Below are 23,489 nucleotides of genomic sequence, written 5' to 3'. Positions count from 1 at the left end.
AGACACGCGCCGGTTTCCGGGAACGGAACGCCCGGTGCGAGAGTCTTCAGCAATGGGGGCGCACCAGGCGTACGAGGCGTACGGGAACGTACGACGCGAAACAGGAGTCCGTGCACGAGATGAGTGACGAGCCGCAGCCGCAGGGGCAGGGGCAGGCCCAGCAGCCGAACGAGAAGCCCGGGCGGCCGAAGAGGACGGGCTGGCGGCGGATCATCCCGACCTGGCGGATGGTGCTCGGCACCTTCGTCATCGGCACGCTGCTGCTGTTCGGGCTGTTCTTCCTGGGCTACTCCCTGGTCAAGATCCCGCCGGCGAACGCGCTCGCGACCAAGCAGGCCAACGTGTACATGTACGCGGACGGCTCGGTGATCGCCCGCGACGGCCAGGTCAACCGGGAGAACGTCACCCTGGCGCAGATGTCCAAGGACGCCCAGCACGCGATCCTGGCCGCCGAGGACCGCGACTTCTACACCGAGTCCGCGATCGACCCCAAGGCGATGCTGCGCGCCGGCTGGAACACGGCGACCGGCAAGGGCAAGCAGTCCGGCTCCACGATCACCCAGCAGTACGTGAAGAACTACTACCTGCGTCAGGAGCAGACCGTCACCCGCAAGGTGAAGGAGTTCTTCATCTCGATCAAGCTGGACCGCGAGAAGACCAAGAACGAGATCCTCGAGGGCTACCTCAACACCAGCTTCTTCGGCCGCAACGCCTACGGCATCCAGGCCGCCGCCCAGGCCTACTACGGCATGGACGCCAAGGACCTCGACCCGGGCCGCGCCGCCTATCTGGCCGCGCTGGTCAACGCGCCCAGCGAGTACGACGTCGTCGCCCACCCGGAGAACAAGTCCGCGGCCCTGGCCCGCTGGAACTACGTCCTGGACGGCATGGTCACCAAGGGCTGGCTCGACGAGTCCGAGCGGACGGGCATCAAGTTCCCGATGCCGAAGGAGGCGACGGCCTCCACCAACCTGTCCGGGCAGCGCGGTTACATCGTCCAGATCGTCAAGGACTATCTGACCCAGAACAAGATCGTCAGCGCGGAGGAGCTGGAGGCCGGCGGCTACCGCGTCACCACCACCCTGCAGAAGAAGCGGCAGGACGCCTTCGTCGACGCCGTCAACGACCAGCTGATGTCGAAGCTGGACAAGAAGAACAACAAGGTCGACACATACGTCCGCGCGGGCGGCGCCTCCGTCGACCCGAAGACCGGCAAGGTCGTCGCGATGTACAACGGCATCGACTACGTGAAGCAGTACACCCCGAACGCCACCCGCCGGGACTTCCAGGTCGGCTCCACCTTCAAGCCGTTCGTGTTCACCTCGGCCGTGGAGAACGACTCCACGACGCAGGACGGCCGCCCGATCACCCCGAACACGATCTACGACGGCACCAACAAGCGCCCGGTGCAGGGCTGGACGGGCGGCTACGACCCCGCGAACGAGGACGACGTCTCCTACGGCGACATCAGCGTCCGCGAGGCCACCGACAAGTCCGTCAACTCGGTGTACGCGCAGATGGCCGTCGACGTGGGCCCCGACAAGGTGAAGGACACCGCGGTCGAACTGGGCCTGCCCGCGGGCACCCCCGACCTCCAGCCGTACCCGTCGATCGCGCTCGGCACCGCCACCGCCAGCGTCCTCGACATGGCGGAGGCCTACGCCACGCTCGCCAACCACGGCAAGCACGGCACGTACACCATGATCGAGAAGGTCACCAAGGACGGCGCCGACGTCATCGAGCTGCCGGAGCGCAAGACCTCCCAGGTCGTCAGCCGCGAGGCCGCCGACACCACGACGTCCGTCCTGCAGAGCGTCGTCGACAACGGCACCGCCACCGCGGCGCAGGCCGCGGGCCGACCGGCGGCGGGCAAGACCGGTACGGCCGAGGAGGACACCGCGGCCTGGTTCGCCGGGTACACCCCCGACCTCGCCACCGTCGTCTCCGTCATGGGCCAGGACCCCGTCACGGCCAAGCACAAGTCGCTGTACGGCGCGATGGGCCTGGACCGCATCAACGGCGGCGGGGCGCCCACCGAGATCTGGGCCCAGTACACCGAGGCCGCGCTGAAGGGGAAGCCGGTCAGCGACTTCGACCTGGAGCTCCAGGAGGGCTCCGACGTACCCCAGTACCCGACGACCGACCCGACCCAGGGCGACGAGGGCACCGGCGGCCAGAACGACGGCGGCACCACCGGGGAGCCGACCACCGGCGGCCAGGACACCGAGGGCCAGACCGGCGGCGAGACGCCGGGTGAGACGGACGGCGGCACGACCGGCGGGACCGACACCGGCGGCACCACCGACGGCGGCACCACGGACGGCGGCACGACCGGCGGGACCGACACCGGCGGCACCACCGACGGCGGCACGACGGACGGCGGGACCACGGGCGGGACCGACACCGGCGGCACCACCGACGGCGGCACCACGGGCGGGGACACCTCCACCGGCGGAGGCGACACCGGCGGAGGCGGAGGGACGTCCGGGAACACGGCCGGGATCCTGAGCACGCCCCGCCGGCAGTGAGCCCCGGGGCTCAGTGACCGCTGGTCGCCTTGAGACCCACCACGGCGACCAGCAGCAGACAGACGAAGAAGATCCGCGCGGCGGTGACCGGCTCCCCCAGCACCACCATGCCCACCACCGCCGCGCCGGCCGCCCCGATGCCCACCCAGACGCCATAGGCGGTACCGATGGGCAGGGACTTGGCCGCGTACGACAGCAGCACCATGCTGACGACGATGCCGGCGCCGGTGAACAGGCTGGGGACGAGCCGGGTGAAACCGTCGGTGTACTTCATGCCGATCGACCAGCCGACCTCGAGCAGACCGGCGACGACGAGCAGAACCCAGGCCATGGGACGCACCTTTCGCAAGGACGGAAACCATTCGGTGCGTCGTCTTTGCGTTCACCCGGTACGGCGCGTCTCGTCGGGGTCCCTTCAAAGATAGCAAAAGGACAACGAAAAGGGCTGGTGGCGAAGGCCACCAGCCCTTTGGAACCGTTGAATCAGAGGTACAGCCCCGTCGAGTCCTCCGACCCCTCGAACCGGTCCGCGGCCACGGCATGCAGATCACGCTCGCGCATCAGCACGTACGCGACCCCGCGCACCTCGACCTCGGCACGGTCCTCCGGGTCGTACAGGACCCGGTCGCCGGGCTCCACGGTCCGTACGTTCTGACCCACCGCGACGACCTCGGCCCAGGCCAGCCGACGGCCGACGGCCGCGGTGGCGGGGATCAGGATGCCGCCCCCGGAACGCCGCTCGCCCTCGCTGGTGTCCTGCCGCACGAGCACCCGGTCGTGCAGCATCCGGATGGGCAGCTTGTCGTCGTGGGTGCTGTGCTCGTTTCTGTTGGCGCTCACGCCTTTGAACCTACCTGCCTTTGCCGCCTGCGTACGCCGCCGGGTCCGCCGCCGCTCAGCCCCTGCGGCGCCGGGTGCCGAGGGCCAGCAGGCCCACGAGACCGACGGCGACGAGGGCGACGGGCACGATCCGCTCCAGCCGGGGCGCGCCCTCCTCGTCGGTGAACTTGGCCCGCACATCGCTCATGGCCCGGTTGACCTCGACGTAGGCCCGCCCGAGCGTGTGATCGATGTTCGAGACGACCTTGGCCTTGGCGTCACCGACGATCGTCTTCGGGTGCACCCGCACCCCGATCTCGTCGAGCGTCTCGGCCAGCACAGCGCGACGGGCCTTGATGTCCGCCTCGATCTGCGCCGGTGTTCTGGTGTCCGACGTGTCCGCCACCGTTCGGCCTCCGAAGTGAAGCTGATGCTGTTTCCGGACAGTCTGTCAGTTCCATGCCGGACCGCACTGTCAGGCTCCCCGGTTACGCTGGTTCGATGAGCGAGCGACTCCAGCCGGGGGACGTGGCCCCCGCCTTCACCCTGCCCGACGCCGACGGCAACGACGTGTCCCTGTCGGACCACAAGGGCCGCAAGGTCATCGTCTACTTCTACCCGGCCGCCCTGACGCCCGGCTGCACCAAGCAGGCCTGCGACTTCACGGACAACCTGGAGCTGCTGGCCGGCGCCGGCTACGACGTCATCGGCGTCTCCCCCGACAAGCCGGAGAAGCTCGCCAAGTTCCGCGAGCAGGAGTCCCTGAAGGTCACGCTCCTGGCCGACCCGGAGAAGACGGTCACCGAGACCTACGGCGCCTACGGCGAGAAGAAGAACTACGGCAAGACCTACATGGGCGTCATCCGCTCCACGATCGTCGTGGACGAGGAGGGCAAGGTCGAGCGGGCCCTGTACAACGTGCGGGCGACGGGACACGTGGCGAAGATCATCAAGGACTTGGGTATCTGAACGAAACCCAGAGGTCAGGAGCCAGGTCAGGCCGCCCGGGCACTGGCCTGCGCTCCTCTTTCCATACCCCCGGAGCCATTTCCTCCGCCACCCGCCTCCAGAAAAGGACCGCGCCCCTGTTGGCGTCCTGAAAGGCGATCTCCCAACGCCCCGGGTGCAGGGCGACGACGTCCCGAACGGCTTGCAGGCCGATTCCCGTACGCCGGATTCCGCGCACGACGAAGAAGCTGTTCAGCACCCGTACGGGCCCGGTGAGACCCCGCACGAACGCAAACCCGGCAGCACTGTCGCCACTGCTGACGAGGTACGGCGCCCAGTCGGCGGAGCCACTGAAGGCAGCCTCCAGCCGCTCCCTGCGGAACGTCCCGTCCGGGTTGGGCAGGTGCCCGCCGAACTCCGACATGTCGTGCCTGAACATCAGCCAGAGCCGTTCGACGGCGGGGCGGTCGGCGGGAACGGCTCGACGGACCGTGAGGTCGCCGGGTGGGGTACGCCTGCTGGGCTGCGCTGGGTGAATGGTCATGAAAAAAGCCTCCCGGGGCGCTCGGTTGCCCGAGCCCGGAAGGCTTGCCTGGTGATCCACACCATATCAGCCCTGCCGTGACCGTCCGATAAGCGGTTCGTTGCTCCGTGCGAGCCATGAACATGCGGCCGAGGACGGAGGGAGCGCCATGGGGGCCAGTGCGTACACGAAGGAGCGGTTGGAGGAGGCGGCTCGGGGGGCTCGGACGTTGTCGGAGGCGTTGGGGAGGTTGGGGGTGGACCCGAAGAGCTGGAAGCGGCGGTACATCCACGAGCGAATGAAGAAGCTCGGGGTGAACATCTCGCACTTCGAGCGGGAGGGCGCCAAGTGGACGAGGGAGGTCCTCGAGCCGGTGGTCGCGGCGTCGAGGAGCGTCAACGAGGTTCTGCGCAGGCTCGGGCTCGAAGTCGTCGGAGGCCACCACACGAACATCTCCAGACGCATCAAGGCCTATGGCCTCGACACCTCGCACTTCACGCCGGCGGCCCGCACTGAGCGGCAGCGGAACAATCAGCGCCGCCGGACGGCCGAGGAGATCCTCGTCGAGGACACCTGGGCAGGGGCCACGCGCGTACCGAGCAGCCGGCCCAAGCGGGCCATGCGCGAGCTGGGCGTCACGGAGTGCTGCGCTCTGTGCTCGATCGAACCGGTGTGGCTCGGCGAACCGCTTCCTCTTGAGGTCGACCACATCGACGGCAACTGGCGGAACAACCGAATCCGAAACCTGAGGCTGCTGTGCCCCAACTGCCACTCGACAACCGACAGTTACCGAGGGCGCGGCAAGCGGGGCGCCAGGGGCCGGGCCTCATGACCAGCGGCACCCAGTACACCCGTGAGGGACTGATCGAAGCGGCCCGCGCGTGTCACGACATCGACGAGGTCATCGCTTTCTTCGGCACCCGACCGTACGGGAATCTCCGTCGCTACCTCGTCGGACGTTTCGCTCACTTCGGCATCGACATCTCGCACTTCCGCCCGTGCGGCAGGCGCCCGCGCCCCACGGAGCGCGAACTACGCGCAGCCGTATGCGAGTCGACCTCCATCGCAGAAGTACTGCGCCGTCTGAACCGCCCGGGCAACGGCACCCAGCGCACCCAGCTGCACAAGTGGATCGCCGAGCACGAGATCTCGACCGCGCACTTTCTGGGGCAGGCCCATCAACGGGGCAAAACGCCAGTGAACGCCAAGCCCCCGCACGAGGTGCTGGTCCAGCACAGCGGCACAGATCGGACCACGACCAAGCGGCTGCGTCGCGCACTTCTGGGAGTCGGTGTTGGCGATGAGTGCGCCCGGTGCGGGCTGGGCCCCGAGTGGCTCGGCAAGCCCATGACGCTGGAGGTCGATCACATCAACGGGGACCGGAGCGACGACCGGCGCGAAAACCTGCGGCTGCTGTGCCCGAACTGTCATGCCGTCACGAGTACCTGGTGCAGAGGAGGGAAGAGACATCAAGCACCTCCCGGTACGATGGCAGGCAGCGAGCGGCGGTGGTGCAACGGTTGACACAGCAGGTTTAGGTCCTGTGGCCCTGATAGGGCTTGAGGGTTCGAATCCCTTCCGCCGCACATGAACGGCCTGCGAATCGAAGGATCGATGCGCAGGCCGTTTCCTTGTGGGCCTCAGCCCAACAACTCCCGAACCACCGGCACCAGCGCCCGGAAAGCCTTCCCCCGGTGGCTGATCGCGTTCTTCTCCTCGGGGCTCAGCTCGGCGCAGGTCCGGGTCTCGCCGTCCGGCTGGAGGATCGGGTCGTAGCCGAAGCCGTGCGTGCCGACCGGCGTCTGGCGCAGGACGCCCCGCAACTGCCCCTCGACCACCCGCTCCGTGCCGTCCGGCAGGGCGAGTGCCGCCGCGCAGGCGAAGTGGGCGCCGCGGTGGGCTTCGTCGATGTCGCCCAGCTGGGCGAGGAGCAGCTCCAGGTTGGCCCTGTCGTCGCCGTGCCGGCCTGCCCAGCGGGCCGAGAAGATGCCGGGGGCGCCGTTCAGGACGTCGACGCACAGGCCCGAGTCGTCGGCGACCGCCGGCAGGCCGGTGGCCTGTGCCAGGGCGTGGGCCTTCAGCAGGGCGTTCTCGGCGAAGGTGACGCCGGTTTCCTTGACGTCGGGGATCTCCGGGTAGGCGTCCGCGCCGACGAGGTCGTGAGGCAGGCCTGCGTCGGCGAGGATCGCCCTGAGCTCGGTGATCTTTCCGGCGTTACGCGTGGCGAGGATGAGGCGGGTCATGGGGACCAGTATCCCGGGAGCGCCATGCTCGTTGACGCCCCCTCGGCCGCGCCCCACTAGGGGCGTGGGGAACTGCGCGACCAGCCATGACGCACCCGCGCCGGACCGAGCACCGCAACCAGGCGGACGCACTCGGCCCGGCCGGCGCAGCTACGGCGTGCAGACCTTGGTCAGCTCGCCCGCCGCGTCGGTGACCGGGCTGATGTCCGGGGTCTCGTCGCCGTTCTTCACGGAGTCGCGGACGTTGGTGACGGCCTGCTGGAGGTCGTCCACCGCCTTGTTGACGTCGGCGTTGTCCGTCTTGTCGCCGATCTTGTCGAGGTTCTTGTCGATGGAGGTCAGCGACTCCTCGAGCTGCGTCGGGTCGTTCGCGGCGCCCTCCACGGCCTGCTGGAGTTCCGTCACGCTGTCGGCGATGGCGTCGGCGGTGCTGACACAGTCCAGCGCCTTGTTGACGGCATCGCAGCCGGTGGTCAGCCCGGCCGTCAGCCCGACTGCCGCAATGGCTGCGGCGGTTATGGCGATTCGGCTCCGGCGGCGTCGGCTCGTGGCCATGCTTGACGTTCCCTCCCTGCTCAGGCCTCGCAGGCCCCCGTTGTGCATTGGCCGGGCGCACAGCGGTGTGCCGTACGCCCGTACCCCTAGTGACGCCAGGAATGGCAGCACGGTTGCCCGAAGCCGCAACTGTTCTTGGTGCGCCCTTTACTTTTCGAGGACCGTATCAAGGGCCTTGCGCTGCAGGTCCGCCAGCTCGCCGCAGCCCGAAACCGCCAGGTCCAGCAGGGAGTTGAGCTCTTCCCGGGCGAAGGGTTCGGCCTCGGCGGTGCCCTGGACCTCGACGAAGCGGCCGTCGCCGGTGCAGACGACGTTCATGTCGGTGTCGGCCTTCACGTCCTCCTCGTAGCGCAGGTCGAGGAGCGGCACGCCGGCGACGATGCCGACCGAGACGGCGCTGACGGTGCCGGTCAGCGGCTTGCGGCCGGGCTTGATCAGCTTCTTGCCCTGGGCCCAGGCGATGGCGTCGGCGAGGGCGACGTAGGCGCCGGTGATGGCGGCGGTGCGGGTGCCGCCGTCGGCCTGGAGGACGTCGCAGTCGAGGACGATCGTGTTCTCGCCGAGGGCCTTGTAGTCGATGACCGCGCGCAGGGAGCGGCCGATGAGGCGGCTGATCTCGTGCGTACGGCCGCCGATCTTGCCCCGGACGGATTCGCGGTCGCCGCGGGTGTTGGTGGCGCGCGGCAGCATGGCGTACTCCGCGGTGACCCAGCCCTCGCCGCTGCCCTTGCGCCAGCGCGGGACGCCTTCGGTGAAGGAGGCGGTGCACAGGACCTTCGTGTCGCCGAAGGAGACGAGGACGGAGCCCTCTGCGTGCTTGCTCCAGGCGCGTTCGATGGTGACCGGGCGGAGCTGTTCGGGAGTGCGGCCGTCGATTCGAGGCAGTGAGGACATGGCGTCGAGCCTAGCCCGAGTTGTGGAAGGGCCCCTCCCGTGGTGGCAGGGGCCCTCGGAGGTGAAGCGGGGGCCGTCAGGGGCTGAAGCCCGGGACGATGCCCGCGCTTCACATCATGTCTTCGATCTCCGCCGCGATCGGGTCGGCGTCGGTGCCGATGACGACCTGGATGGCGGTGCCCATCTTTACGACGCCGTGGGCGCCGGCGGCCTTCAGGGCGGTGTCGTTCACCAGCGAGGGGTCGCTGACCTCGGTGCGGAGCCGGGTGATGCAGCCCTCGATCTCCTCGATGTTGTCGATGCCACCGAGCCCGGCGACGATCTTCTCAGCCTTGCTGGCCATGTTCCTTCTCCCTGATCCGAACCGCTTTGTCGCAGTAACCCACAGTTGGCCCATCTTTGCGAGCGGTCATGTCGTAGGTGCCGAAGGATGGCGTTCACGACAGCGGAACCGTCCGACGACAACTGGTCTACACCACCTTACCGAGGGGCGTCCATGAGTGCCGACAGCTCCGCCATCAGCCCGGCGCGCGCTCGTTGGAACACAGCGTTCCAGGGCCTGCAGAAGATGGGCCGCAGCCTTCAGCTCCCGATCGCAGTCCTGCCCGCCGCCGGCATCCTCAACCGGCTCGGACAGCCGGACGTGTTCGGCGACGAGGGGCTGGGCTGGGACAACGTCTCGAAGGTGATGGACGGCGCGGGCAGCGCGCTGCTCGACGGTTCGCTCGGTCTGCCGCTGCTGTTCTGCGTGGGCGTGGCCATCGGCATGGCGAAGAAGGCGGACGGCTCGACGGCGCTGGCGGCGGTCGTGGGGTTCCTCGTCTACTACACCGTGCTGCGCGAGTTCCCGGAGGACTGCCCGGGCGGCTCGACGGCGGTCCCGAACGTCGGCTGCCAGGTGGAGGACGGGACGGTGACCGTCTTCGAGTACCAGAATCCCGGTGTCTTCGGCGGCATCGTCATCGGCCTGCTGGCCGCGTTCTTCTGGGCCCGCTATCACCGTACGAAGCTGGTGGACTGGCTCGGCTTCTTCAACGGGCGGCGTCTCGTCCCGATCATCATGGCGTTCGTGGCGATCGTGTTCGCGGTGCTGTGTCTGTGGGTCTGGCCGCCGATCGGTGACGCGCTGGAGAGCTTCAGCGACTGGATGAGCGACCTGGACGCGTGGGGCGCGGGAGTGTTCGGCATCGCGAACCGCGCACTGCTGGTGGTGGGCCTGCACCAGTTCCTGAACGTGCCCATCTGGTTCCAGTTCGGGACCTACACCACGCCCGACGGCGAGGTCGTGCACGGCGACATCAACATGTTCCTCGCGGGCGACCCGGACGCCGGTCAGTTCACCTCGGGCTTCTTCCCGATCATGATGTTCGCTCTGCCGGCCGCGGCCCTGGCCATGACCCACTGCGCCAAGCCGAGCCGCCGCAAGGAGGTCGGCGGTCTGATGACGTCGGTGGCCCTGACGTCCTTCGTCACCGGTATCACGGAACCGATCGAGTACTCGTTCCTCTTCATCGCGCCCCTGCTGTACGCGGTGCACGCGTTGCTGACGGGTGTGTCGATGGCGGTGACCTGGGCGCTGGGGGTCCATGACGGGTTCAGCTTCTCGGCCGGGCTGATCGACTACATCATCAACTGGAATCTGGCCACGAGACCCTGGGCGATCATTCCCATCGGTCTGTGTTTCGCCGTCGTCTATTACGCGATCTTCCGGTTCGCGATCACGAAGTTTGATCTCAAGACGCCGGGTAGGGAGCCGGACGAGGAGGTCGAGGACACGACGAAGGCGTAGCCGGTTCGCCGGGGGCGGCGTAGCCGATTCGTCACAGATATCGCGGGTTCCTTATCCGCCCTTCACCGTGCTACAACAGGTCTACACCACTAAGTGGTGTAGACCATGCGGCGTTTCCGCATGGCGATGAGACGCCGCCGTCCCCAGCCTTTTTCCCCGGGCGGCGCCATGCCCTCTGGAGGAAGTTGTGACCACGGCCAGCGCCGCTCCCGCGGCCGACAAGAAGAAGGGCGCCGGCGCGATGGCTGTCCTGCAGCGCATCGGCCGCAGCCTGATGCTGCCGGTGGCTGTGCTCCCCGCCGCCGCGCTGCTGGTCCGCTTCGGCAACGCCGACATGCTCGGCGACCCGGAGTACCCCGCCTTCCTGACGAAGATCGCGGGCTTCATGACCGCAGGCGGCAACGCCATCCTCGACAACATGGCCCTGCTCTTCGCAGTGGGCATCGCGATCGGCTTCGCGAAGAAGTCGGACGGCTCGACCGCGCTCGCGGCGGTCGTCGGCTACCTGGTCTTCAAGAACGTGCTGGGCACGTTCACCGACGGCAGCCTGCCCAAGAAGGAAGCCATAGTCGACGGCAAGATCGTCATGGTCGAGCAGGCGGTGGACGCCAAGGTCCTCGGCGGCGTGGTCATGGGCATCGTCGTCGCCCTCCTCTACCAGCGCTTCTACCGCACCAAGCTGCCCGACTGGGCGGGCTTCTTCGGCGGCCGTCGCCTGGTGCCGATCCTCTCCGCCTTCGCGGGTCTGCTGATCGGCATCGTCTTCGGCTACATCTGGCCCGTCCTCGGCACCGGTCTGCACAACTTCGGTGAGTGGCTGGTCGGTTCGGGCGCGGTCGGCGCCGGCATCTTCGGTGTCGCCAACCGTGCGCTGATCCCGATCGGCATGCACCACCTGCTGAACTCCTTCCCCTGGTTCCAGGCGGGCGAGTACGAGGGCAAGAGCGGCGACATCGCCCGCTTCCTGGCCGGTGACCCGACGGCCGGACAGTTCATGACCGGCTTCTTCCCGATCATGATGTTCGCCCTGCCGGCCGCCTGTCTGGCGATCGTGCACTGCGCCCGCCCCGAGCGCCGCAAGGTCGTCGGCGGCATGATGTTCTCCCTCGCGCTGACCTCGTTCGTCACGGGCGTGACCGAGCCCATCGAGTTCACCTTCATGTTCATCGCGCCGGTCCTGTACGCGATCCACGCGGTGCTGACAGGTGTCTCCATGGCGCTGACCTGGGCACTCGGCATGAAGGACGGCTTCGGCTTCTCGGCCGGCGCGGTCGACTTCGGCCTGAACCTCGGCATCGCCACCAACCCGTGGGGCCTGGCCCTGGTGGGTCTGTGCTTCGCCGCGGTCTACTACGTGGTCTTCCGCTTCGCGATCACGAAGTTCAACCTGCCGACGCCGGGCCGCGAGTCCGACGAGGAGCTCGCCGAACTCCAGAAGGCCGAGGCGAAGTAGCCGTTCGCCCCGGTAACGACGACGAAGGCCCCGGAACCGATGAGGTTCCGGGGCCTTCGGGCGCATCCGGACCTGAACCCCCGCACGGGCCGGTTTCCGACCGGGCTAGAGCTCGTACGTCTGCCTGGGCGCCGCGAGCGCCACCGGACCGTCGTAGACCTCACGCGCGTCGGCCAGGTTGACCCGGGGGTCGGTCCACGGCGGGATGTGGGTGAGGACCAGGCGGCGGGCTCCTGCGCGGGCCGCCGACTCACCCGCCTCGCGGCCGTTGAGGTGCAGGTCGGGGATGTTCTCCTTGCCGTGCGTGAAAGCGGCCTCGCACAGGAACAGGTCGGCGTCGCGGGCCAGTTCGTCCAGGGCCGCGCTGACGCCGGTGTCGCCGGAGTAGGTCAGCGTCCTTCCACCGTGTTCGATCCGGATGCCGTACGCCTCGACGGGGTGGGCCACGCGTTCCGTGTGCACCGTGAACGGGCCGATCTCGAAGGTGGACGGCTTGACCGTGTGGAAGTCGAAGACCTCGCTCATGGACGAGGCGGTGGGGGTGTCGGCGTAGGCGGTGGTCAGCCGATGCTCCGTGCCCTCGGGGCCGTAGACCGGGAGCGGGTCGCAGCGACCGCCGTCGTGCCGGTAGTAGCGCGCCACGAAGTACGCGCACATGTCGATGCAGTGGTCGGCGTGCAGATGGCTGAGGAAGATCGCGTCGAGGTCGTAGAGACCGCAGTGGCGCTGCAGCTCGCCCAGGGCGCCGTTGCCCATGTCGAGAAGCAGCCGGAAGCCGTCGGCCTCGACGAGGTAGCTCGAGCAGGCCGATTCCGCGGACGGGAACGACCCCGAGCAGCCGACGACGGTGAGCTTCATGAAACAGAAACCTCCGCTGGCGGAAAATGAGAAGATCGAGAAGGTTGGCGTCGGGGGTCGTGCGGTTTGTCGAGCGTAAGGCGCAAAACCTTTGGTCGCTCCTCCGCCAAGGGCTGTTGTGGGCGAACTCACCTGTGGTGTCACGCGTTCGGCTGGATGCGGTGGGGGTACCTCCCACGCCTTTAGGGCTGTGGGGGAGCATGAGGCGGAAGTGACGGCGCGCGGAGTGGGCGCGCGCCGGTACCTTCGTGCCCATGGACACGTCCTGGTGGCTCGCCCTCGCGGCGGTGGTACTGCTCGCGCTCATCGCCACGCTCGTGGACGGATGGGGGCGCGGACGGCGGCCCAAGGGGCGGCGGACCCGGCCGCCGGCGCGGCCCGGGGGACGTACGCGGGGGCGCACCACCGCTCGTCCCGAGCCCGCGGAGATCTGGTGGGCGAACGTGCCCTACGAGGACGGGCCGGGCGCAAAGGACCGGCCCTGTCTGGTGCTCGCGGTGCGCGGGAAGCGGGTCACGGTCGCGAAGATCACCAGTAAGTACCGCGACGAGCGGTACGGCGTCATTCCGCTGCCGCCGGGCTCGGTCGGGGACACCCGAGGGCGGGCGAGTTTCCTGGAGACGGGCGAGCTGCGGGACGTCCCGGTGTCGGACTTCCGGCGGCGGGTGGGGGTGATGGACCCGGTCGTCTGGGACCAGGTCCGTCACCTCGCCACCTAGGGCGCCGTCACTCGCCCCGTCAGGGCCTCGCGGACCCCGAGCCGGCAGGTCGTGCCGACCGGCTCACGCCCAGAGCTGCCCCTGGAGCGTCTCGATGGCCTCTTCGGTCGTCGCCGCGGTGTAGACGCCGGTCGAGAGGTACTTCCAGCCGCCGTCGGCGACGACGAACACGATGTCCGCGCTCTCGCCGGCCTTCAGCGCCTTGTTGCCCACGCCGATCGCCGCGTGCAGGGCGGCTCCGGTGGAGACGCCCGCGAAGATGCCCTCCTGCTGGAGCAGCTCGCGGGTGCGGGTGACCGCGTCGGCCGAGCCGACCGAGAAGCGGGTGGTCAGGACGGAGGCGTCGTACAGCTCGGGTACGAAGCCCTCGTCGAGGTTGCGCAGGCCGTAGACGAGATCGTCGTAGCGGGGTTCCGCGGCGACGATCTTCACGCCCGGCTTGTGCTCGCGCAGATAGCGGCCGACGCCCATCAGGGTGCCCGTGGTGCCGAGGCCGGCGACGAAGTGGGTGACCGAGGGGAGGTCGGCGAGGATCTCCGGGCCGGTCGTGGCGTAGTGGGCGCCCGCGTTGTCGGGGTTGCCGTACTGGTAGAGCATCACCCAGTCGGGGTGCTCGGCGGACAGCTCCTTGGCGACCCGTACGGCGGTGTTGGAGCCGCCCGCTGCGGGGCTGGAGATGATCTCCGCGCCCCACATGGCGAGCAGGTCCCGGCGCTCCTGCGAGGTGTTCTCGGGCATCACGCACACGATCCGGTAGCCCTTGAGCTTCGCCGCCATCGCCAGGGAGATGCCGGTGTTGCCGCTGGTCGGCTCCAGGATCGTGCAGCCCGGGGTGAGACGGCCGTCCTTCTCCGCCTGCTCGATCATGTGCAGAGCGGGGCGGTCCTTGACCGAGCCGGTGGGGTTGCGGTCCTCCAGCTTGGCCCAGATGCGGACGTCCTCGGACGGCGACAGCCGCGGCAGGCACACCAGAGGGGTGTTGCCCACCGCGGCGAGCGGGGAGTCGTAGCGCATGTGGATCAGGCCATACCGCCGGCCACGGCCGGCAGGATCGTGATGTTGTCGCCGTCGGCGACCTTGGTGTTGATGCCGTCGAGGAAGCGGACGTCCTCGTCGTTCAGGTAGACGTTGACGAAGCGGCGCAGCTGGCCGTCGTCCACGATGCGGGCGTGGATGCCCGCGTGCCGGGTCTCGAGGTCGGTGAACAGCTCGGCGAGGGTCTCACCACTGCCCTCCACCGCCTTCTGACCGTCGGTGTAGGTGCGGAGGATGGTGGGGATGCGGACCTCGATGGCCATGGCTCAGGGCTCCTGTCGGGAGTAGTCAGTCGGGGGCGCGCGGCAGCGCAAGTACAGCGGGGGTGGTGCGTGTGAGGCGCCGCGGCTCACGGCCGTACGGCGGCAGGGGCAGCGTCAACAGATGGCGCTGGCGAGCCTGCACAGGTCGACGTGCAGCCGCGCCACGAGCAGCATGCCCGGCGTCTTCTCGCTCACGTCGTGGAAAACCATGGGGTCATCGTATCGATTCCCGGTCCGGCTTTCGGAATGTGATCCCACATCGCGGACGCTTTACGGCCGGGGAGTGAGACCGCACTGTTCAGACCGGCTCAGTGAGCCGCGGTCCGCCCGGCTCGGTACGTCTCGACGACCTTGACCTCCTCCTCCGTCACCTCGCCGTCGACGATCCGGAAGGAGCGGAACTGGAACTCGCCGAGGCCGTCGGTGTCGGCGGTGGAGACCAGGACGTAGTGCGCGCCGGGCTCGTTGGCGTAGGAGATGTCGGTGCGCGAGGGGTGGGCCTCGGTGGCCGTGTGGGAGTGGTAGATGACCACCGGCTCCTCGTCGCGGTCGTCCATCTCGCGGTAGAGCTTGAGCAGATCGCCCGAGTCGAACTCGTAGAAGGTGGGCGACATCGCCGCGTTCAGCATCGGGATGAAGCGCTCGGGCCGGTCCGAGCCCGCCGGGCCCGCCACGACGCCGCACGCCTCGTCGGGGTGGTCCTTGCGCGCGTGGGCGACGATCTGGTCGACGAGGGCCTGGGTGATGGTCAGCATGCTCGTCAGGATAAGCAGAGGGCCGCCCCGTACCGAAGAGTGGTACGGGGCGGCCCATATGCCGGACGCCCTGAGCGGCAGCGGTCGGGAGCGCCACGAGTGCTCCCGACGGCGGGACGTCCTGGACAAGCAGCTCGGCAACGCCCCTGAAGGGGCGGGGGGAACTGCGCGACCAGCCACAGCGGCGCCGCAGACAACGGACGGCCTTCCGCGGCAATGACCTCGCGGCCCCCTCAGCGAAGCGCCTAGCCGACCTTTTCGAGCTCCGGCTCATCGCCGTCGCGGGCCGCGATCTGCGGGTTGCGGCGCTTGAGGAACGCCCAGCCGAGGCCCAGGGCGACGGCCCAGCCGGCCGCGACGTACAGGCAGACCCGCGCGTCCTTGTCGTACGCGATCATGAAGGTCACGCCGATGAGGAAGATGAGCGCGACCCAGCTGAACAGCGCCCCGCCGGGAGCCGGGAAGGACGAGGCACGCAGTCGGCCGGCGTCCACCGCTGCGCGGTAGCGGATGTGGCTGACGAGGATCATCATCCAGGTCCAGATGCCTGCCGCGGTGGCGACCGAGGTGACGTAGAGGAACGCCTTCTCCGGGACGACGTAGTTCAGGACGACGCCGATGCCCATGAGCGCCACGGAGACCGTGATGCCGACGGCGGGCGTCTTGCGGGAGTTGAGCTTGCCGAAGGCCTGCGGTGCCTCGCTGTTGGCGGCGAGGTCGCGCAGCATCCGGCCGGTCGAGTACATGCCGGAGTTGCAGGACGACAGGGCCGCGGTGAGCACCACGAAGTTGACGATGCCCGCGGCGAGCGGGATGCCGATCTTGCCGAAGGCGTGGACGAACGGGCTCTCGCCCGCGGAGAACTCGGTCCACTTGACCACGGAGAGGATCACCAGCAGCGCGCCGACGTAGAAGACGATGATGCGCCAGGGCAGCGTGTTGATGGCCTTGGGCAGGGTCTTCTCGGGGTTCTCGGACTCGCCCGCGGTGACGCCGACGAGCTCGACGGCGAGGTAGGCGAACATGACGCCCTGGAGCGTCATCAGGCTGGAGCCGATGCCGTTCGGGAAGAAGCCGTCGTGCGACCAGAGGTTGGAGACGGTGGCGGTGTCACCGGCGTCGGAGAAGCCGAGGGTGAGCACGCCGAGGCCGATGACGATCATGCCGATGATGGCCGTGACCTTGATCATCGAGAACCAGAACTCGACCTCGCCGAAGATCTTGACGGAGATCAGGTTGACGCCGAAGAGCACCACAAGGAAGACCAGGGCGCTGACCCACTGCGGGATCTCGGGGAACCAGAAGTGGATGTAGATCGCGGCGGCCGTGAGCTCGGCCATGCCGGTGACCACCCACATGAGCCAGTACGTCCAGCCCGTGACGAACCCGAAGAACGGGCCGAGGAATTCGCGGGCGTACTCGGCGAAGGAGCCGGAGACGGGCCGGTAGAGAAGCAGCTCGCCCAGGGCCCGCATGATGAAGAAGATGACGACGCCCGCGAGGGCGTACATGAGGATGATGCTGGGGCCGGCCTTCGCGATGTTCGCTCCGGCACCCATGAACAGCCCGACGCCGATGGCGCCGCCGATGGCGATCATCTGGACCTGACGGCTGCCGAGGCCTCGCTCGTACCCCTCTTCCGGGGCACCCGTGGCGTTCTCGTCAGTGACCTTCGCAGAGGTCATGTGTAGTGCGCCTTTCTCCATGCCGACCCGGGCCCTTCGTCGGCCTCGGATCGGGTCTCGATCCCCCCGGATTGCTGGAGCTGTGCCCGGCCGACGATCCGTCGACCAACTGGCGCACCCGGCCGAACATTCGGGTGGTGCTCGTCGGGCGTCGTGAAGATTTATCACGGCCGTCACGCTGATCGACTAAAGGACATGTGGCGCATCACACAAGGAGAACCGGACAAAAGGATCGCCGCCCCCCAAGGCGGGTGGCGGCGGTGACGCGATCGTTATCCGGATTTGAGCGTCCGCTGAGCGAACACAGAACCGTCACATATCGCTACGGAAGCGTCGCAATCTAAGGCAGCAGCGTGGCGACCAGCGTCTCCTGGAGACCGCCCAGCCACAGATACGCCATCACCATCGGCTTGCGCGGATCCTCGTCCGGGAGCCGGTAGAGCAGGTCGGTGTCGTCCTCGTCGGCGATGTCCAGGCGGGAGCCGATGGCCAGGCGCAGGTCGTTGAGGGCGCTGAGCCACTGCTGGGACTCCTCGACGGAGAGCTTGAGCACCGCACCCCCCTCGCCGGCGGAGGCGGTGCTGAGCCCGTCCAGGCAGCGGACCACCGTGAGCGCGTTGTCGCGCTTGCCGGCGCGCAGGTCGTTCTCGGTGTAGCGGCGGAACTCCGCGGAGTACGCCCGCTGCTCCTCGGCCTCCTTGGCCTGCGGGGTGCCCTCGGGGTCGCCGTAGGCGTCCGGGAAGAGGCGCTTGAGGACCGGGTCGGCGGGCGGTTCGCTCGGCCCGTCGTTGAACAGCTCGGCGAGCGGGTCGGCGGGGGCGTCCTCGGCGGGGCCGGGGCCGATGAGCTCCAGGAGCTGGACGGCCAGCGACCGGATGATGGAGATCTCGACGTCGTCGAGGGCGACGGCCGCACCGCCGCCGGGGAGCGGTTCGAAGGTTCCTGGCATGGAGGAGGTTCGCTACTTCCGGTCCTGTCGGTGGTTCCCGGGCTGCGGGCGAGCTGTCATTTGCGGTCCTGCTGGAGGGTGGCCCACAGACCGTAGCCATGCATGGCCTGCACGTCGCGCTCCATCTCCTCGCGGCTGCCGCTGGAGACGACCGCCCGGCCCTTGTGGTGGACGTCGAGCATGAGCTTGGTGGCCTTGTCCTTCGGGTAGCCGAAGTACGACTGGAAGACGTAGGTCACATAGCTCATCAGGTTGACCGGGTCGTTGTGGACGATGGTGACCCAGGGGACGTCCGGCTCGGGGACGGCGAAGACCTCCTCCGCCGACTCGGTGCGTTCGATCTCTAGGGGAGCGGGTGACGTCACAGTGCCCATGCTGCCACCGCAGGGGGGTGGTCGCACAAACGGGCTGCGCAACCGCGCCTGTTGTGACGTCCACCCCACAAATCGTCAAACTGACGAGATGGGGGTAGCATCCATCTCCATGAACACAGCGGACCTTGGGCTGCCGGTGGATGTTCCCTCGACGGCGCTCTTCACGGATCAGTACGAGTTCACGATGCTGCAGGCCGCCATGAAGGCGGGCACAGCCGAGCGGCGGAGCGTGTTCGAGGTCTTCACCCGGCGGCTGCCGGAGGGGCGGCGCTACGGCGTCGTGGCGGGCACCGGCCGCGTGCTGGACGCCGTCGAGAACTTCCGCTTCGACCCGGACGTCCTCGCCTTCCTGCGCGAGCGGAAGATCGTCGACGAGGAGACCCTGGACTGGCTCGCGGACTACCGCTTCTCCGGCGACATCTGGGGCTACCCCGAGGGCGAGGTGTACTTCCCGGGCTCGCCGATCATGCGGGTCGAGGGCACCTTCGCCGAGTGCGTGCTGCTGGAGACGGTGATCCTCTCCGTCCTCAACCACGACTCCGCGATCGCCGCGGCCGCGTCCAGGATGTCGTCGGCCGCCGGTGAGCGCCCGCTCATCGAGATGGGCGCCCGGCGCACCCACGAGCTGGCCGCGGTGGCCGCGTCCCGGGCGGCGTACCTCGGCGGCTTCACCTCCACCTCCGACCTCGCCGCGGGCTTCCGCTACGGCATCCCCACCGTCGGCACCAGCGCCCACGCCTTCACGCTGCTGCACGACCGGGAGCGGGACGCCTTCCAGGCCCAGGTGAAGTCCATGGGCCGGGGCACCACGCTGCTCGTGGACACCTACGACGTCGCCGAGGCGGTCCGTACGGCCGTCGAGGTCGCCGGACCCGAGCTGGGCGCCGTCCGGATCGACTCGGGCGACCTGCTGCTGGTCGCGCACCGGGTCCGGCAGCAGCTGGACGAGCTGGGCGCGACGGACACGAGGATCATCGTGACCTCCGACCTGGACGAGTACGCCATCGCCTCGCTGGCGGCGGCGCCGGTGGACGCGTACGGCGTCGGCACCCAGCTGGTGACCGGGTCCGGGCATCCGACCTGCTCGATGGTCTACAAGCTGGTCGCCCGCGCGGAGTCCACCGACCCGACGGCACCCCTGCTGCCGGTCGCCAAGAAGTCCACCGGCGGCAAGACCTCCATCGGCGGCCGCAAGTGGGCGGCCCGGCGCCTCGACGAGTACGGCGTCGCCGAGGCCGAGGTCGTCGGCACCGGGCCGGTGCCGGACGCTCTCGCCGACCGGCAGCTGCTGGTCGAGCTGGTCAAGGGCGGTGACGTGGTGGCCCGTGAGTCGCTGGACGTCGTACGGGACCGGCACACCGCCGCTCGCGCGAACCTGCCGCTGTCCGCGACACAGCTCTCGCGCGGGGAACCTGTCATCCCGACGGAATATGTCAACGGGCGCTCGGGGAGCCTGACGGGGTCGTGAAGCGAGTGCGCCCGGCGCGCTCACTCCATGCCCCCTCCCGCACCGCACCCGAAGTCTCTAGGCTCGGAGGTTCACGGCCGGGCCCGCACGCTCCTCACCGCCCGACCTCAGCGTCCATAACCGAAGGACACCGACCATGCGCCGCGCCTTGATCGTCGTAGATGTGCAGAACGACTTCTGCGAGGGAGGCAGCCTTGCGGTGGCCGGCGGTGCCGACGTGGCCGCCGCCGTCACCGAGCTGATCGGGCAGGCGGCCGGGTCGGGCTATCAGCACGTCGTGGCCACCCGCGATCACCACATCGCCCCCGGCGGCCACTTCTCCACGAACCCCGACTTCGCCCACTCGTGGCCGGCGCACTGCGTCGCCGGCACGGAGGGTGTCGGCTTCCACCCGAACTTCGCCCCCGCGGTCGCGTCCGGCTCGATCGACGCCGTGTTCGACAAGGGGGCGTACGCGGCGGCGTACAGCGGGTTCGAGGGGGCCGACGAGAACGGGGTGCGGCTGGCGGACTGGCTGCGGGCCAGGGAGGTCGTCGAGGTGGACGTGGTGGGCATCGCCACGGACCACTGTGTGCGCGCGACCGCGCTGGACGCGGCGCGGGAGGGCTTCCGTACGCAGGTGCTGCTGGATCTGACCGCCGGGGTGGCCTCGGAGACCACGGACCGGGCCCTTGAGGAGATGCGCGAGGCGGGCGTCGAGCTGACGGGCAAGCCGGTCGTCGCCTAGTCCGTCGCCCGGCGGCTCGTACAGGCCCTCGCGCGGTGGCTCACGCCGGTGCCGCCGGGCGCCTCATCAGCGCCCTGATCGGGTGCCACAGCTCCTGGGCGAGGTCCGGGGCGATCGCGACACCGTTGTCAGGTGCCGTTCGCCATATCAGGCCGTCGGGGTGGTGCAGGACCGCCGTGATCTCGTCGGGGGTCGGCGGGGCGGCGTTGCCCCGCAGGTAGACGGCGCGCATGCCCAGATTGCGGAGCCTGGTCAGGGCTCGGGCGCGGTTGTGGGCGTGCACGAGGACACGGACGCAGCCCGTGCCGTCGGCGGTGGGTCTGGGCAGGTTCAGCGCCACCACGACGCTGCCGGTCGGCAGCTTGCAGAAACCTCCTGCGGCCATGCGGTCACACCCCCGTGCGAGTCGATGTCAGGGTCGATGTCGGTTCCGGTGTCAATAACGGAAGCACAGGGTGCACCTAAACACGATCGGCGGCAACCCCGCCAGGGGGTCACCGCCGATAGCGCTCTGACCTGCGAAAATGCGGATTACTTCACCGCGGGACCAACTTCGAGCTCGATCGTCGAGCCGTCCTTGGCCTCCTTGACGATCTTGATCTTGGTGTTGGTGTCAGTGATCTTGACACCCGCGGTCGGGTTCGCCGCGTCGTAGTACGTGCTGGTGCGGTCGTTGAAGACCGACACCCCCGCACTCGACGGGATCTTCGTCGCGACGTCCGCGTTGTGCAGCCACATGCCGTCCGTGCGGAACTTGCTGAACGGCGAGTCGTAGGACTGGATGCGGTTGCGCATCAGCGTGCCGTCGGACCACTTCAGCGCGGTCGGGTGGGAGTCGATCGGCAGGACCAGGCCGGTACCGGGGTGCTGGCTGGTGTTGTTGTCCTGCTGAGAGGTGTCCCACTTCCAGATCAACAGGCCGTTCTGGTACGCGTAGTGCTCCACCCAGTCCGGAAGGCTCTTCGAGAAGCCGAAGTTGTACGGGCCGGTCTTCAGGGTCTTGTCGTACGACACGTACTGACGGTTCTCGGCGATGTAGTACTGCGCGTAGTCGTCCGTGATGGACGCGCCGATGCGCGAGAAGCCCTTCGTCTTCCAAGCGGCGTCGGCGGCCTCGGCGTTGTCGGAGAACACGGCCGTGCCGTCGGCGGTCACGGTGATCTGGTCGGCCGCGAAGCCCTTCTGGGCCACGCCGCCGTCCGTCTGGTAGCGGAAGCGCAGGTCGATCTTCTTGCCGGCGTAGGCGTCCAGCGGGAAGGCCAGCTTCTTGTACGCGTCAACCGTGCCGGTGATCGCCGGCTTGCCGCTCGCGTCCTTCGGGATGGCCGCACCGTCGACCGTGCCGTCGACCGCGGTCCAGTTGGCACCGCCGTCGGTGGAGACCTCGGTGTAGAGGTAGTCGTACTCGGCCTCGATGTCGTACCAGCCGTCGAGGGTCAGCGAGGCCGCCGACTTGCCGGTGAGGTCCACCGAGCGGGTCAGCGTGTTGGCGAGGTTGTCGCCGCTGCCGCTCCACCACTGGTTCGCGCCCTGCGCCGGGGCGACGATCTCGGTGGTGACCTTCTTCTTGGGCAGGTCGACCACGAGGGCCTGCTTGTGCTTGGTGTTGTACTCGGCGACGCCCAGCTTGTGCCACGAGTTCGTCCCGGCCTTGGCCGTGTCGTACTTCAGCCAGCCCAGCTGGAGCTTGTCCCAGGCGGTCATGTCGCCCGGCAGGTCACCGATCTCGTTCTTGCCGGTGCCGAGCCAGGAACCGGAGGACATCAGGGTCCAGAAGCCGGTGGAGTTGTCCCCGCCCTGGGTGTCGTAGTGGTCCGGCAGACCGAGGTCGTGGCCGTACTCGTGGGCGTAGACGCCGAGGCCGCCGTTCTCCGGCTGGACCGTGTAGTCGCCGACCCAGACGCCGGTGTCGCCGACCTTCGAGCCGCCCAGCTTGTTGCCCTCGGGGCCGGTGGCACCCGCGTCGGTGCCGAACGCGTACCAGCGGTGGGCCCAGATGGCGTCGGTGCCCTGCGCGCCGCCGCCCGCGGACTCGTCCTCACCGGCGTGCACGACCTGGAAGTGGTCGATGTAGCCGTCGGACTCGTTGAAGTTGCCGTCGCCGTCGAAGTCGTAGCGGTCCCACTGGTCGAACTGCTTGACGTCCGTCTTGATCTCGGCGTCGGTCTTCCCAGCTGCCTTCTGCTGGGCGACCCACGCGTTCAGACCGTCGCTGACGACGTTCCAGACGCTGGAGCAGTTGGTCTGGCCGCAGGCGTTGTTGCCGTAACGGGCCTCGTTGTAGGGGACCTTGACCCAGTCGGAGACCTCACCCTCGACCGTGTAGCGGCCGGAGGACTGCTTCTCGTAGTACTTCTTGACCGACTCGGTCTTCTTGCCGGTGCCGAAGTACAGGTCCTCGAAGTGCTTCTGGTTGTAGTCGGCCTTCCAGGCCGTGGAGTTGTCCTTCTTGCGGTCGGGCTTGGCTATCTGGTTGTGCAGCGGGCCGGCCGTGCCGCCGAACTCGCTGACCTTGTCGCCGAACTCGACCAGGATCGTGAAGATCTTGTCGGTCTTCTCGCGGCCCAGCTCGACGTACTTGCTGTCGCCCTTCTTGCTCTTCAGCTCGACGACCTGCGAGCCGTCGCGCTTCTTCACCTTGGTCCGGCCGGATATGACCTGGTTCAGTGCCTCCTCGCGCTGCGCCTCCTGAGTCTTGCTCATCGGGCCGTCGAGGTTGTGGTCGGCGTGAGTGTGCTCCGCCGGGTCGTGCCGCTCGACGGACGCCGCCGGCGCGCCTTCGTCGGCCTGAGCCACCGCGAAGGTCGAGAAAGTCGCCGCTGCGGTCGCGAGCGCGACGGCGGTTGCCGCCGATCGGAACGTCCAGGGTCTGCTGGTCACTTGCTTCCTCCCCCGCGTCCGGGC

General features: G+C 68.6%; 27 protein-coding genes, 1 tRNA gene and 1 riboswitch. Of the genes, 10 read left to right on the top strand and 18 right to left on the bottom strand.

Annotated features, from left to right (window positions below; translation table 11 throughout):
* The first annotated feature begins 119 nt into the window (after positions 1-119).
* On the top strand, positions 120-2,528 hold the full coding sequence (locus OG331_RS30680) for a transglycosylase domain-containing protein (RefSeq protein ID WP_406202159.1): 2,409 nt from the start codon (positions 120-122) through the stop codon (positions 2,526-2,528).
* A gap of 10 nt (positions 2,529-2,538) precedes the next feature.
* On the opposite strand, the gene OG331_RS30675 is transcribed toward OG331_RS30680, so the two are convergent.
* From OG331_RS30675 to OG331_RS30665, 3 genes are all read right to left on the bottom strand, one after another.
* Entirely contained in the window at positions 2,539-2,859 is a 321-nt protein-coding gene (locus tag OG331_RS30675) for a DMT family transporter (RefSeq protein WP_406202157.1), read from the bottom strand.
* A 33-nt stretch (positions 2,860-2,892) separates the two neighbouring features.
* Positions 2,893-2,965: riboswitch (guanidine-III (ykkC-III) riboswitch) on the bottom strand.
* A 46-nt stretch (positions 2,966-3,011) separates the two neighbouring features.
* Complete coding sequence (locus OG331_RS30670) at positions 3,012-3,368, bottom strand: co-chaperone GroES (RefSeq protein WP_328881377.1); 357 nt, start codon at positions 3,366-3,368, stop codon at positions 3,012-3,014.
* A gap of 55 nt (positions 3,369-3,423) precedes the next feature.
* Entirely contained in the window at positions 3,424-3,753 is a 330-nt protein-coding gene (locus tag OG331_RS30665; RefSeq protein WP_328427386.1) for a DUF3618 domain-containing protein, read from the bottom strand.
* Between the two features lie 95 nt (positions 3,754-3,848).
* Here OG331_RS30665 and bcp point away from each other — a divergent pair, with 95 nt between their 5' ends.
* Entirely contained in the window at positions 3,849-4,316 is a 468-nt protein-coding gene (bcp, locus tag OG331_RS30660; protein ID WP_406202154.1) for a thioredoxin-dependent thiol peroxidase, read from the top strand.
* Here bcp and OG331_RS30655 read toward each other — a convergent pair.
* Positions 4,297-4,839, bottom strand: a complete 543-nt coding sequence (locus tag OG331_RS30655) for a GNAT family N-acetyltransferase (protein WP_406202152.1) — start codon at positions 4,837-4,839, stop codon at positions 4,297-4,299. The two genes, bcp and OG331_RS30655, sit on opposite strands and share 20 nt — an antisense overlap.
* 148 nt (positions 4,840-4,987) lie before the next feature.
* Between OG331_RS30655 and OG331_RS30650 the strand changes: the two genes are divergently transcribed.
* The 3 genes from OG331_RS30650 (at position 4,988) to OG331_RS30640 (ending at position 6,404) form a co-directional block, all read left to right on the top strand.
* Positions 4,988-5,650: an HNH endonuclease gene (locus OG331_RS30650; protein WP_406202150.1), complete on the top strand. Its 663-nt coding sequence runs from the start codon at positions 4,988-4,990 to the stop codon at positions 5,648-5,650.
* On the top strand, positions 5,647-6,342 hold the full coding sequence (locus OG331_RS30645; protein ID WP_406202148.1) for an HNH endonuclease: 696 nt from the start codon (positions 5,647-5,649) through the stop codon (positions 6,340-6,342). Before OG331_RS30650 ends, OG331_RS30645 begins: the two co-directional genes overlap by 4 nt.
* Positions 6,321-6,404, top strand: a tRNA-Leu gene (locus OG331_RS30640). Before OG331_RS30645 ends, OG331_RS30640 begins: the two co-directional genes overlap by 22 nt.
* A 54-nt stretch (positions 6,405-6,458) precedes the next feature.
* Here the strand turns inward: OG331_RS30640 and rdgB are convergent.
* The 4 genes from rdgB to OG331_RS30620 all read right to left on the bottom strand — a co-directional run bounded on the left by rdgB (position 6,459) and on the right by OG331_RS30620 (position 8,853).
* Positions 6,459-7,061 carry an RdgB/HAM1 family non-canonical purine NTP pyrophosphatase gene (rdgB, locus tag OG331_RS30635; RefSeq protein ID WP_328881373.1) on the bottom strand — a complete coding sequence of 201 codons (603 nt, stop codon included), beginning with the start codon at positions 7,059-7,061 and terminating at the stop codon, positions 6,459-6,461.
* A 150-nt stretch (positions 7,062-7,211) separates the two neighbouring features.
* Complete coding sequence (locus tag OG331_RS30630; RefSeq protein ID WP_406202145.1) at positions 7,212-7,616, bottom strand: hypothetical protein; 405 nt, start codon at positions 7,614-7,616, stop codon at positions 7,212-7,214.
* A 147-nt stretch (positions 7,617-7,763) separates the two neighbouring features.
* Positions 7,764-8,501, bottom strand: coding sequence for a ribonuclease PH (rph, locus tag OG331_RS30625; protein WP_391402086.1), 738 nt, complete (start codon positions 8,499-8,501; stop codon positions 7,764-7,766).
* A 118-nt stretch (positions 8,502-8,619) separates the two neighbouring features.
* The gene (locus OG331_RS30620) at positions 8,620-8,853 is read right to left on the bottom strand and encodes a glucose PTS transporter subunit EIIB (protein ID WP_406202143.1); all 234 of its coding nucleotides are present in this window, start codon (positions 8,851-8,853) and stop codon (positions 8,620-8,622) included.
* A 153-nt stretch (positions 8,854-9,006) separates the two neighbouring features.
* On the opposite strand from OG331_RS30620, the gene OG331_RS30615 reads away from it, so the two are divergent.
* Both OG331_RS30615 and OG331_RS30610 read left to right on the top strand, forming a co-directional pair.
* Entirely contained in the window at positions 9,007-10,299 is a 1,293-nt protein-coding gene (locus OG331_RS30615) for a PTS transporter subunit EIIC (RefSeq protein ID WP_406202141.1), read from the top strand.
* A 187-nt stretch (positions 10,300-10,486) separates the two neighbouring features.
* On the top strand, positions 10,487-11,752 hold the full coding sequence (locus OG331_RS30610; RefSeq protein WP_362382996.1) for a PTS transporter subunit EIIC: 1,266 nt from the start codon (positions 10,487-10,489) through the stop codon (positions 11,750-11,752).
* A gap of 105 nt (positions 11,753-11,857) precedes the next feature.
* On the opposite strand, the gene OG331_RS30605 is transcribed toward OG331_RS30610, so the two are convergent.
* On the bottom strand, positions 11,858-12,610 hold the full coding sequence (locus tag OG331_RS30605; RefSeq protein WP_406202138.1) for an MBL fold metallo-hydrolase: 753 nt from the start codon (positions 12,608-12,610) through the stop codon (positions 11,858-11,860).
* Between the two features lie 254 nt (positions 12,611-12,864).
* Here OG331_RS30605 and OG331_RS30600 point away from each other — a divergent pair, with 254 nt between their 5' ends.
* Complete coding sequence (locus tag OG331_RS30600) at positions 12,865-13,329, top strand: type II toxin-antitoxin system PemK/MazF family toxin (protein ID WP_406202136.1); 465 nt, start codon at positions 12,865-12,867, stop codon at positions 13,327-13,329.
* Between the two features lie 63 nt (positions 13,330-13,392).
* On the opposite strand, the gene OG331_RS30595 is transcribed toward OG331_RS30600, so the two are convergent.
* From OG331_RS30595 to clpS, 7 genes are all read right to left on the bottom strand, one after another.
* The gene (locus OG331_RS30595) at positions 13,393-14,343 is read right to left on the bottom strand and encodes a cysteine synthase (protein WP_362383002.1); all 951 of its coding nucleotides are present in this window, start codon (positions 14,341-14,343) and stop codon (positions 13,393-13,395) included.
* 5 nt (positions 14,344-14,348) lie between these two features.
* Positions 14,349-14,627 carry a MoaD/ThiS family protein gene (locus tag OG331_RS30590; protein WP_406202134.1) on the bottom strand — a complete coding sequence of 93 codons (279 nt, stop codon included), beginning with the start codon at positions 14,625-14,627 and terminating at the stop codon, positions 14,349-14,351.
* Between the two features lie 114 nt (positions 14,628-14,741).
* Positions 14,742-14,837 carry a putative leader peptide gene (locus OG331_RS30585; RefSeq protein WP_316959376.1) on the bottom strand — a complete coding sequence of 32 codons (96 nt, stop codon included), beginning with the start codon at positions 14,835-14,837 and terminating at the stop codon, positions 14,742-14,744.
* A 98-nt stretch (positions 14,838-14,935) separates the two neighbouring features.
* Positions 14,936-15,382, bottom strand: coding sequence for a Mov34/MPN/PAD-1 family protein (locus OG331_RS30580; RefSeq protein ID WP_406202131.1), 447 nt, complete (start codon positions 15,380-15,382; stop codon positions 14,936-14,938).
* 245 nt (positions 15,383-15,627) lie between these two features.
* Positions 15,628-17,067, bottom strand: a complete 1,440-nt coding sequence (locus tag OG331_RS30575) for an amino acid permease (RefSeq protein ID WP_406202128.1) — start codon at positions 17,065-17,067, stop codon at positions 15,628-15,630.
* Positions 17,068-17,407: 340 nt separating this feature from the next.
* Positions 17,408-18,016: a DUF2017 domain-containing protein gene (locus tag OG331_RS30570; protein ID WP_406202126.1), complete on the bottom strand. Its 609-nt coding sequence runs from the start codon at positions 18,014-18,016 to the stop codon at positions 17,408-17,410.
* Positions 18,017-18,072: 56 nt separating this feature from the next.
* Positions 18,073-18,390 carry an ATP-dependent Clp protease adapter ClpS gene (clpS, locus tag OG331_RS30565; RefSeq protein ID WP_328881361.1) on the bottom strand — a complete coding sequence of 106 codons (318 nt, stop codon included), beginning with the start codon at positions 18,388-18,390 and terminating at the stop codon, positions 18,073-18,075.
* A gap of 109 nt (positions 18,391-18,499) precedes the next feature.
* Between clpS and OG331_RS30560 the strand changes: the two genes are divergently transcribed.
* Together OG331_RS30560 and OG331_RS30555 are read left to right on the top strand one after the other, a co-directional pair.
* Positions 18,500-19,858, top strand: coding sequence for a nicotinate phosphoribosyltransferase (locus tag OG331_RS30560; protein WP_406202124.1), 1,359 nt, complete (start codon positions 18,500-18,502; stop codon positions 19,856-19,858).
* 136 nt (positions 19,859-19,994) lie between these two features.
* Positions 19,995-20,585, top strand: a complete 591-nt coding sequence (locus OG331_RS30555; RefSeq protein ID WP_406202121.1) for an isochorismatase family protein — start codon at positions 19,995-19,997, stop codon at positions 20,583-20,585.
* A 40-nt stretch (positions 20,586-20,625) separates the two neighbouring features.
* On the opposite strand, the gene OG331_RS30550 is transcribed toward OG331_RS30555, so the two are convergent.
* Entirely contained in the window at positions 20,626-20,970 is a 345-nt protein-coding gene (locus OG331_RS30550) for a hypothetical protein (protein WP_328881358.1), read from the bottom strand.
* A 146-nt stretch (positions 20,971-21,116) separates the two neighbouring features.
* Positions 21,117-23,465, bottom strand: a complete 2,349-nt coding sequence (locus tag OG331_RS30545; protein ID WP_406202119.1) for an immune inhibitor A domain-containing protein — start codon at positions 23,463-23,465, stop codon at positions 21,117-21,119.
* Between the last annotated feature and the right edge of the window lie 24 nt (positions 23,466-23,489).

Source organism: Streptomyces sp. NBC_01017 (genome assembly GCF_045162795.1).
Lineage (GTDB): Bacteria > Actinomycetota > Actinomycetes > Streptomycetales > Streptomycetaceae > Streptomyces > Streptomyces machairae.
This window is presented reverse-complemented; position numbering and strand designations above follow the sequence as displayed.

What these genes read in the sequence shown, in the direction of transcription:
- OG331_RS30615 (WP_406202141.1), top strand. Translation starts at nt 9,007, where the DNA reads ATGAGTGCCGACAGCTCCGCCATCAGCCCGGCGCGCGCTCGTTGGAAC.
- OG331_RS30600 (WP_406202136.1), top strand. Translation starts at nt 12,865, where the DNA reads ATGGACACGTCCTGGTGGCTCGCCCTCGCGGCGGTGGTACTGCTCGCG.
- OG331_RS30550 (WP_328881358.1), bottom strand. Translation starts at nt 20,970, where the DNA reads ATGGCCGCAGGAGGTTTCTGCAAGCTGCCGACCGGCAGCGTCGTGGTG.
- OG331_RS30570 (WP_406202126.1), bottom strand. Translation starts at nt 18,016, where the DNA reads ATGCCAGGAACCTTCGAACCGCTCCCCGGCGGCGGTGCGGCCGTCGCC.
- clpS (WP_328881361.1), bottom strand. Translation starts at nt 18,390, where the DNA reads ATGGGCACTGTGACGTCACCCGCTCCCCTAGAGATCGAACGCACCGAG.
- OG331_RS30605 (WP_406202138.1), bottom strand. Translation starts at nt 12,610, where the DNA reads ATGAAGCTCACCGTCGTCGGCTGCTCGGGGTCGTTCCCGTCCGCGGAA.
- rdgB (WP_328881373.1), bottom strand. Translation starts at nt 7,061, where the DNA reads ATGACCCGCCTCATCCTCGCCACGCGTAACGCCGGAAAGATCACCGAG.
- OG331_RS30630 (WP_406202145.1), bottom strand. Translation starts at nt 7,616, where the DNA reads ATGGCCACGAGCCGACGCCGCCGGAGCCGAATCGCCATAACCGCCGCA.
- OG331_RS30580 (WP_406202131.1), bottom strand. Translation starts at nt 15,382, where the DNA reads ATGCTGACCATCACCCAGGCCCTCGTCGACCAGATCGTCGCCCACGCG.
- OG331_RS30675 (WP_406202157.1), bottom strand. Translation starts at nt 2,859, where the DNA reads ATGGCCTGGGTTCTGCTCGTCGTCGCCGGTCTGCTCGAGGTCGGCTGG.
- OG331_RS30560 (WP_406202124.1), top strand. Translation starts at nt 18,500, where the DNA reads ATGAACACAGCGGACCTTGGGCTGCCGGTGGATGTTCCCTCGACGGCG.
- OG331_RS30620 (WP_406202143.1), bottom strand. Translation starts at nt 8,853, where the DNA reads ATGGCCAGCAAGGCTGAGAAGATCGTCGCCGGGCTCGGTGGCATCGAC.
- OG331_RS30590 (WP_406202134.1), bottom strand. Translation starts at nt 14,627, where the DNA reads ATGGCCATCGAGGTCCGCATCCCCACCATCCTCCGCACCTACACCGAC.
- OG331_RS30645 (WP_406202148.1), top strand. Translation starts at nt 5,647, where the DNA reads ATGACCAGCGGCACCCAGTACACCCGTGAGGGACTGATCGAAGCGGCC.
- OG331_RS30595 (WP_362383002.1), bottom strand. Translation starts at nt 14,343, where the DNA reads ATGCGCTACGACTCCCCGCTCGCCGCGGTGGGCAACACCCCTCTGGTG.
- OG331_RS30585 (WP_316959376.1), bottom strand. Translation starts at nt 14,837, where the DNA reads ATGGTTTTCCACGACGTGAGCGAGAAGACGCCGGGCATGCTGCTCGTG.
- OG331_RS30655 (WP_406202152.1), bottom strand. Translation starts at nt 4,839, where the DNA reads ATGACCATTCACCCAGCGCAGCCCAGCAGGCGTACCCCACCCGGCGAC.
- OG331_RS30680 (WP_406202159.1), top strand. Translation starts at nt 120, where the DNA reads ATGAGTGACGAGCCGCAGCCGCAGGGGCAGGGGCAGGCCCAGCAGCCG.
- OG331_RS30650 (WP_406202150.1), top strand. Translation starts at nt 4,988, where the DNA reads ATGGGGGCCAGTGCGTACACGAAGGAGCGGTTGGAGGAGGCGGCTCGG.
- bcp (WP_406202154.1), top strand. Translation starts at nt 3,849, where the DNA reads ATGAGCGAGCGACTCCAGCCGGGGGACGTGGCCCCCGCCTTCACCCTG.
- OG331_RS30555 (WP_406202121.1), top strand. Translation starts at nt 19,995, where the DNA reads ATGCGCCGCGCCTTGATCGTCGTAGATGTGCAGAACGACTTCTGCGAG.
- OG331_RS30575 (WP_406202128.1), bottom strand. Translation starts at nt 17,067, where the DNA reads ATGACCTCTGCGAAGGTCACTGACGAGAACGCCACGGGTGCCCCGGAA.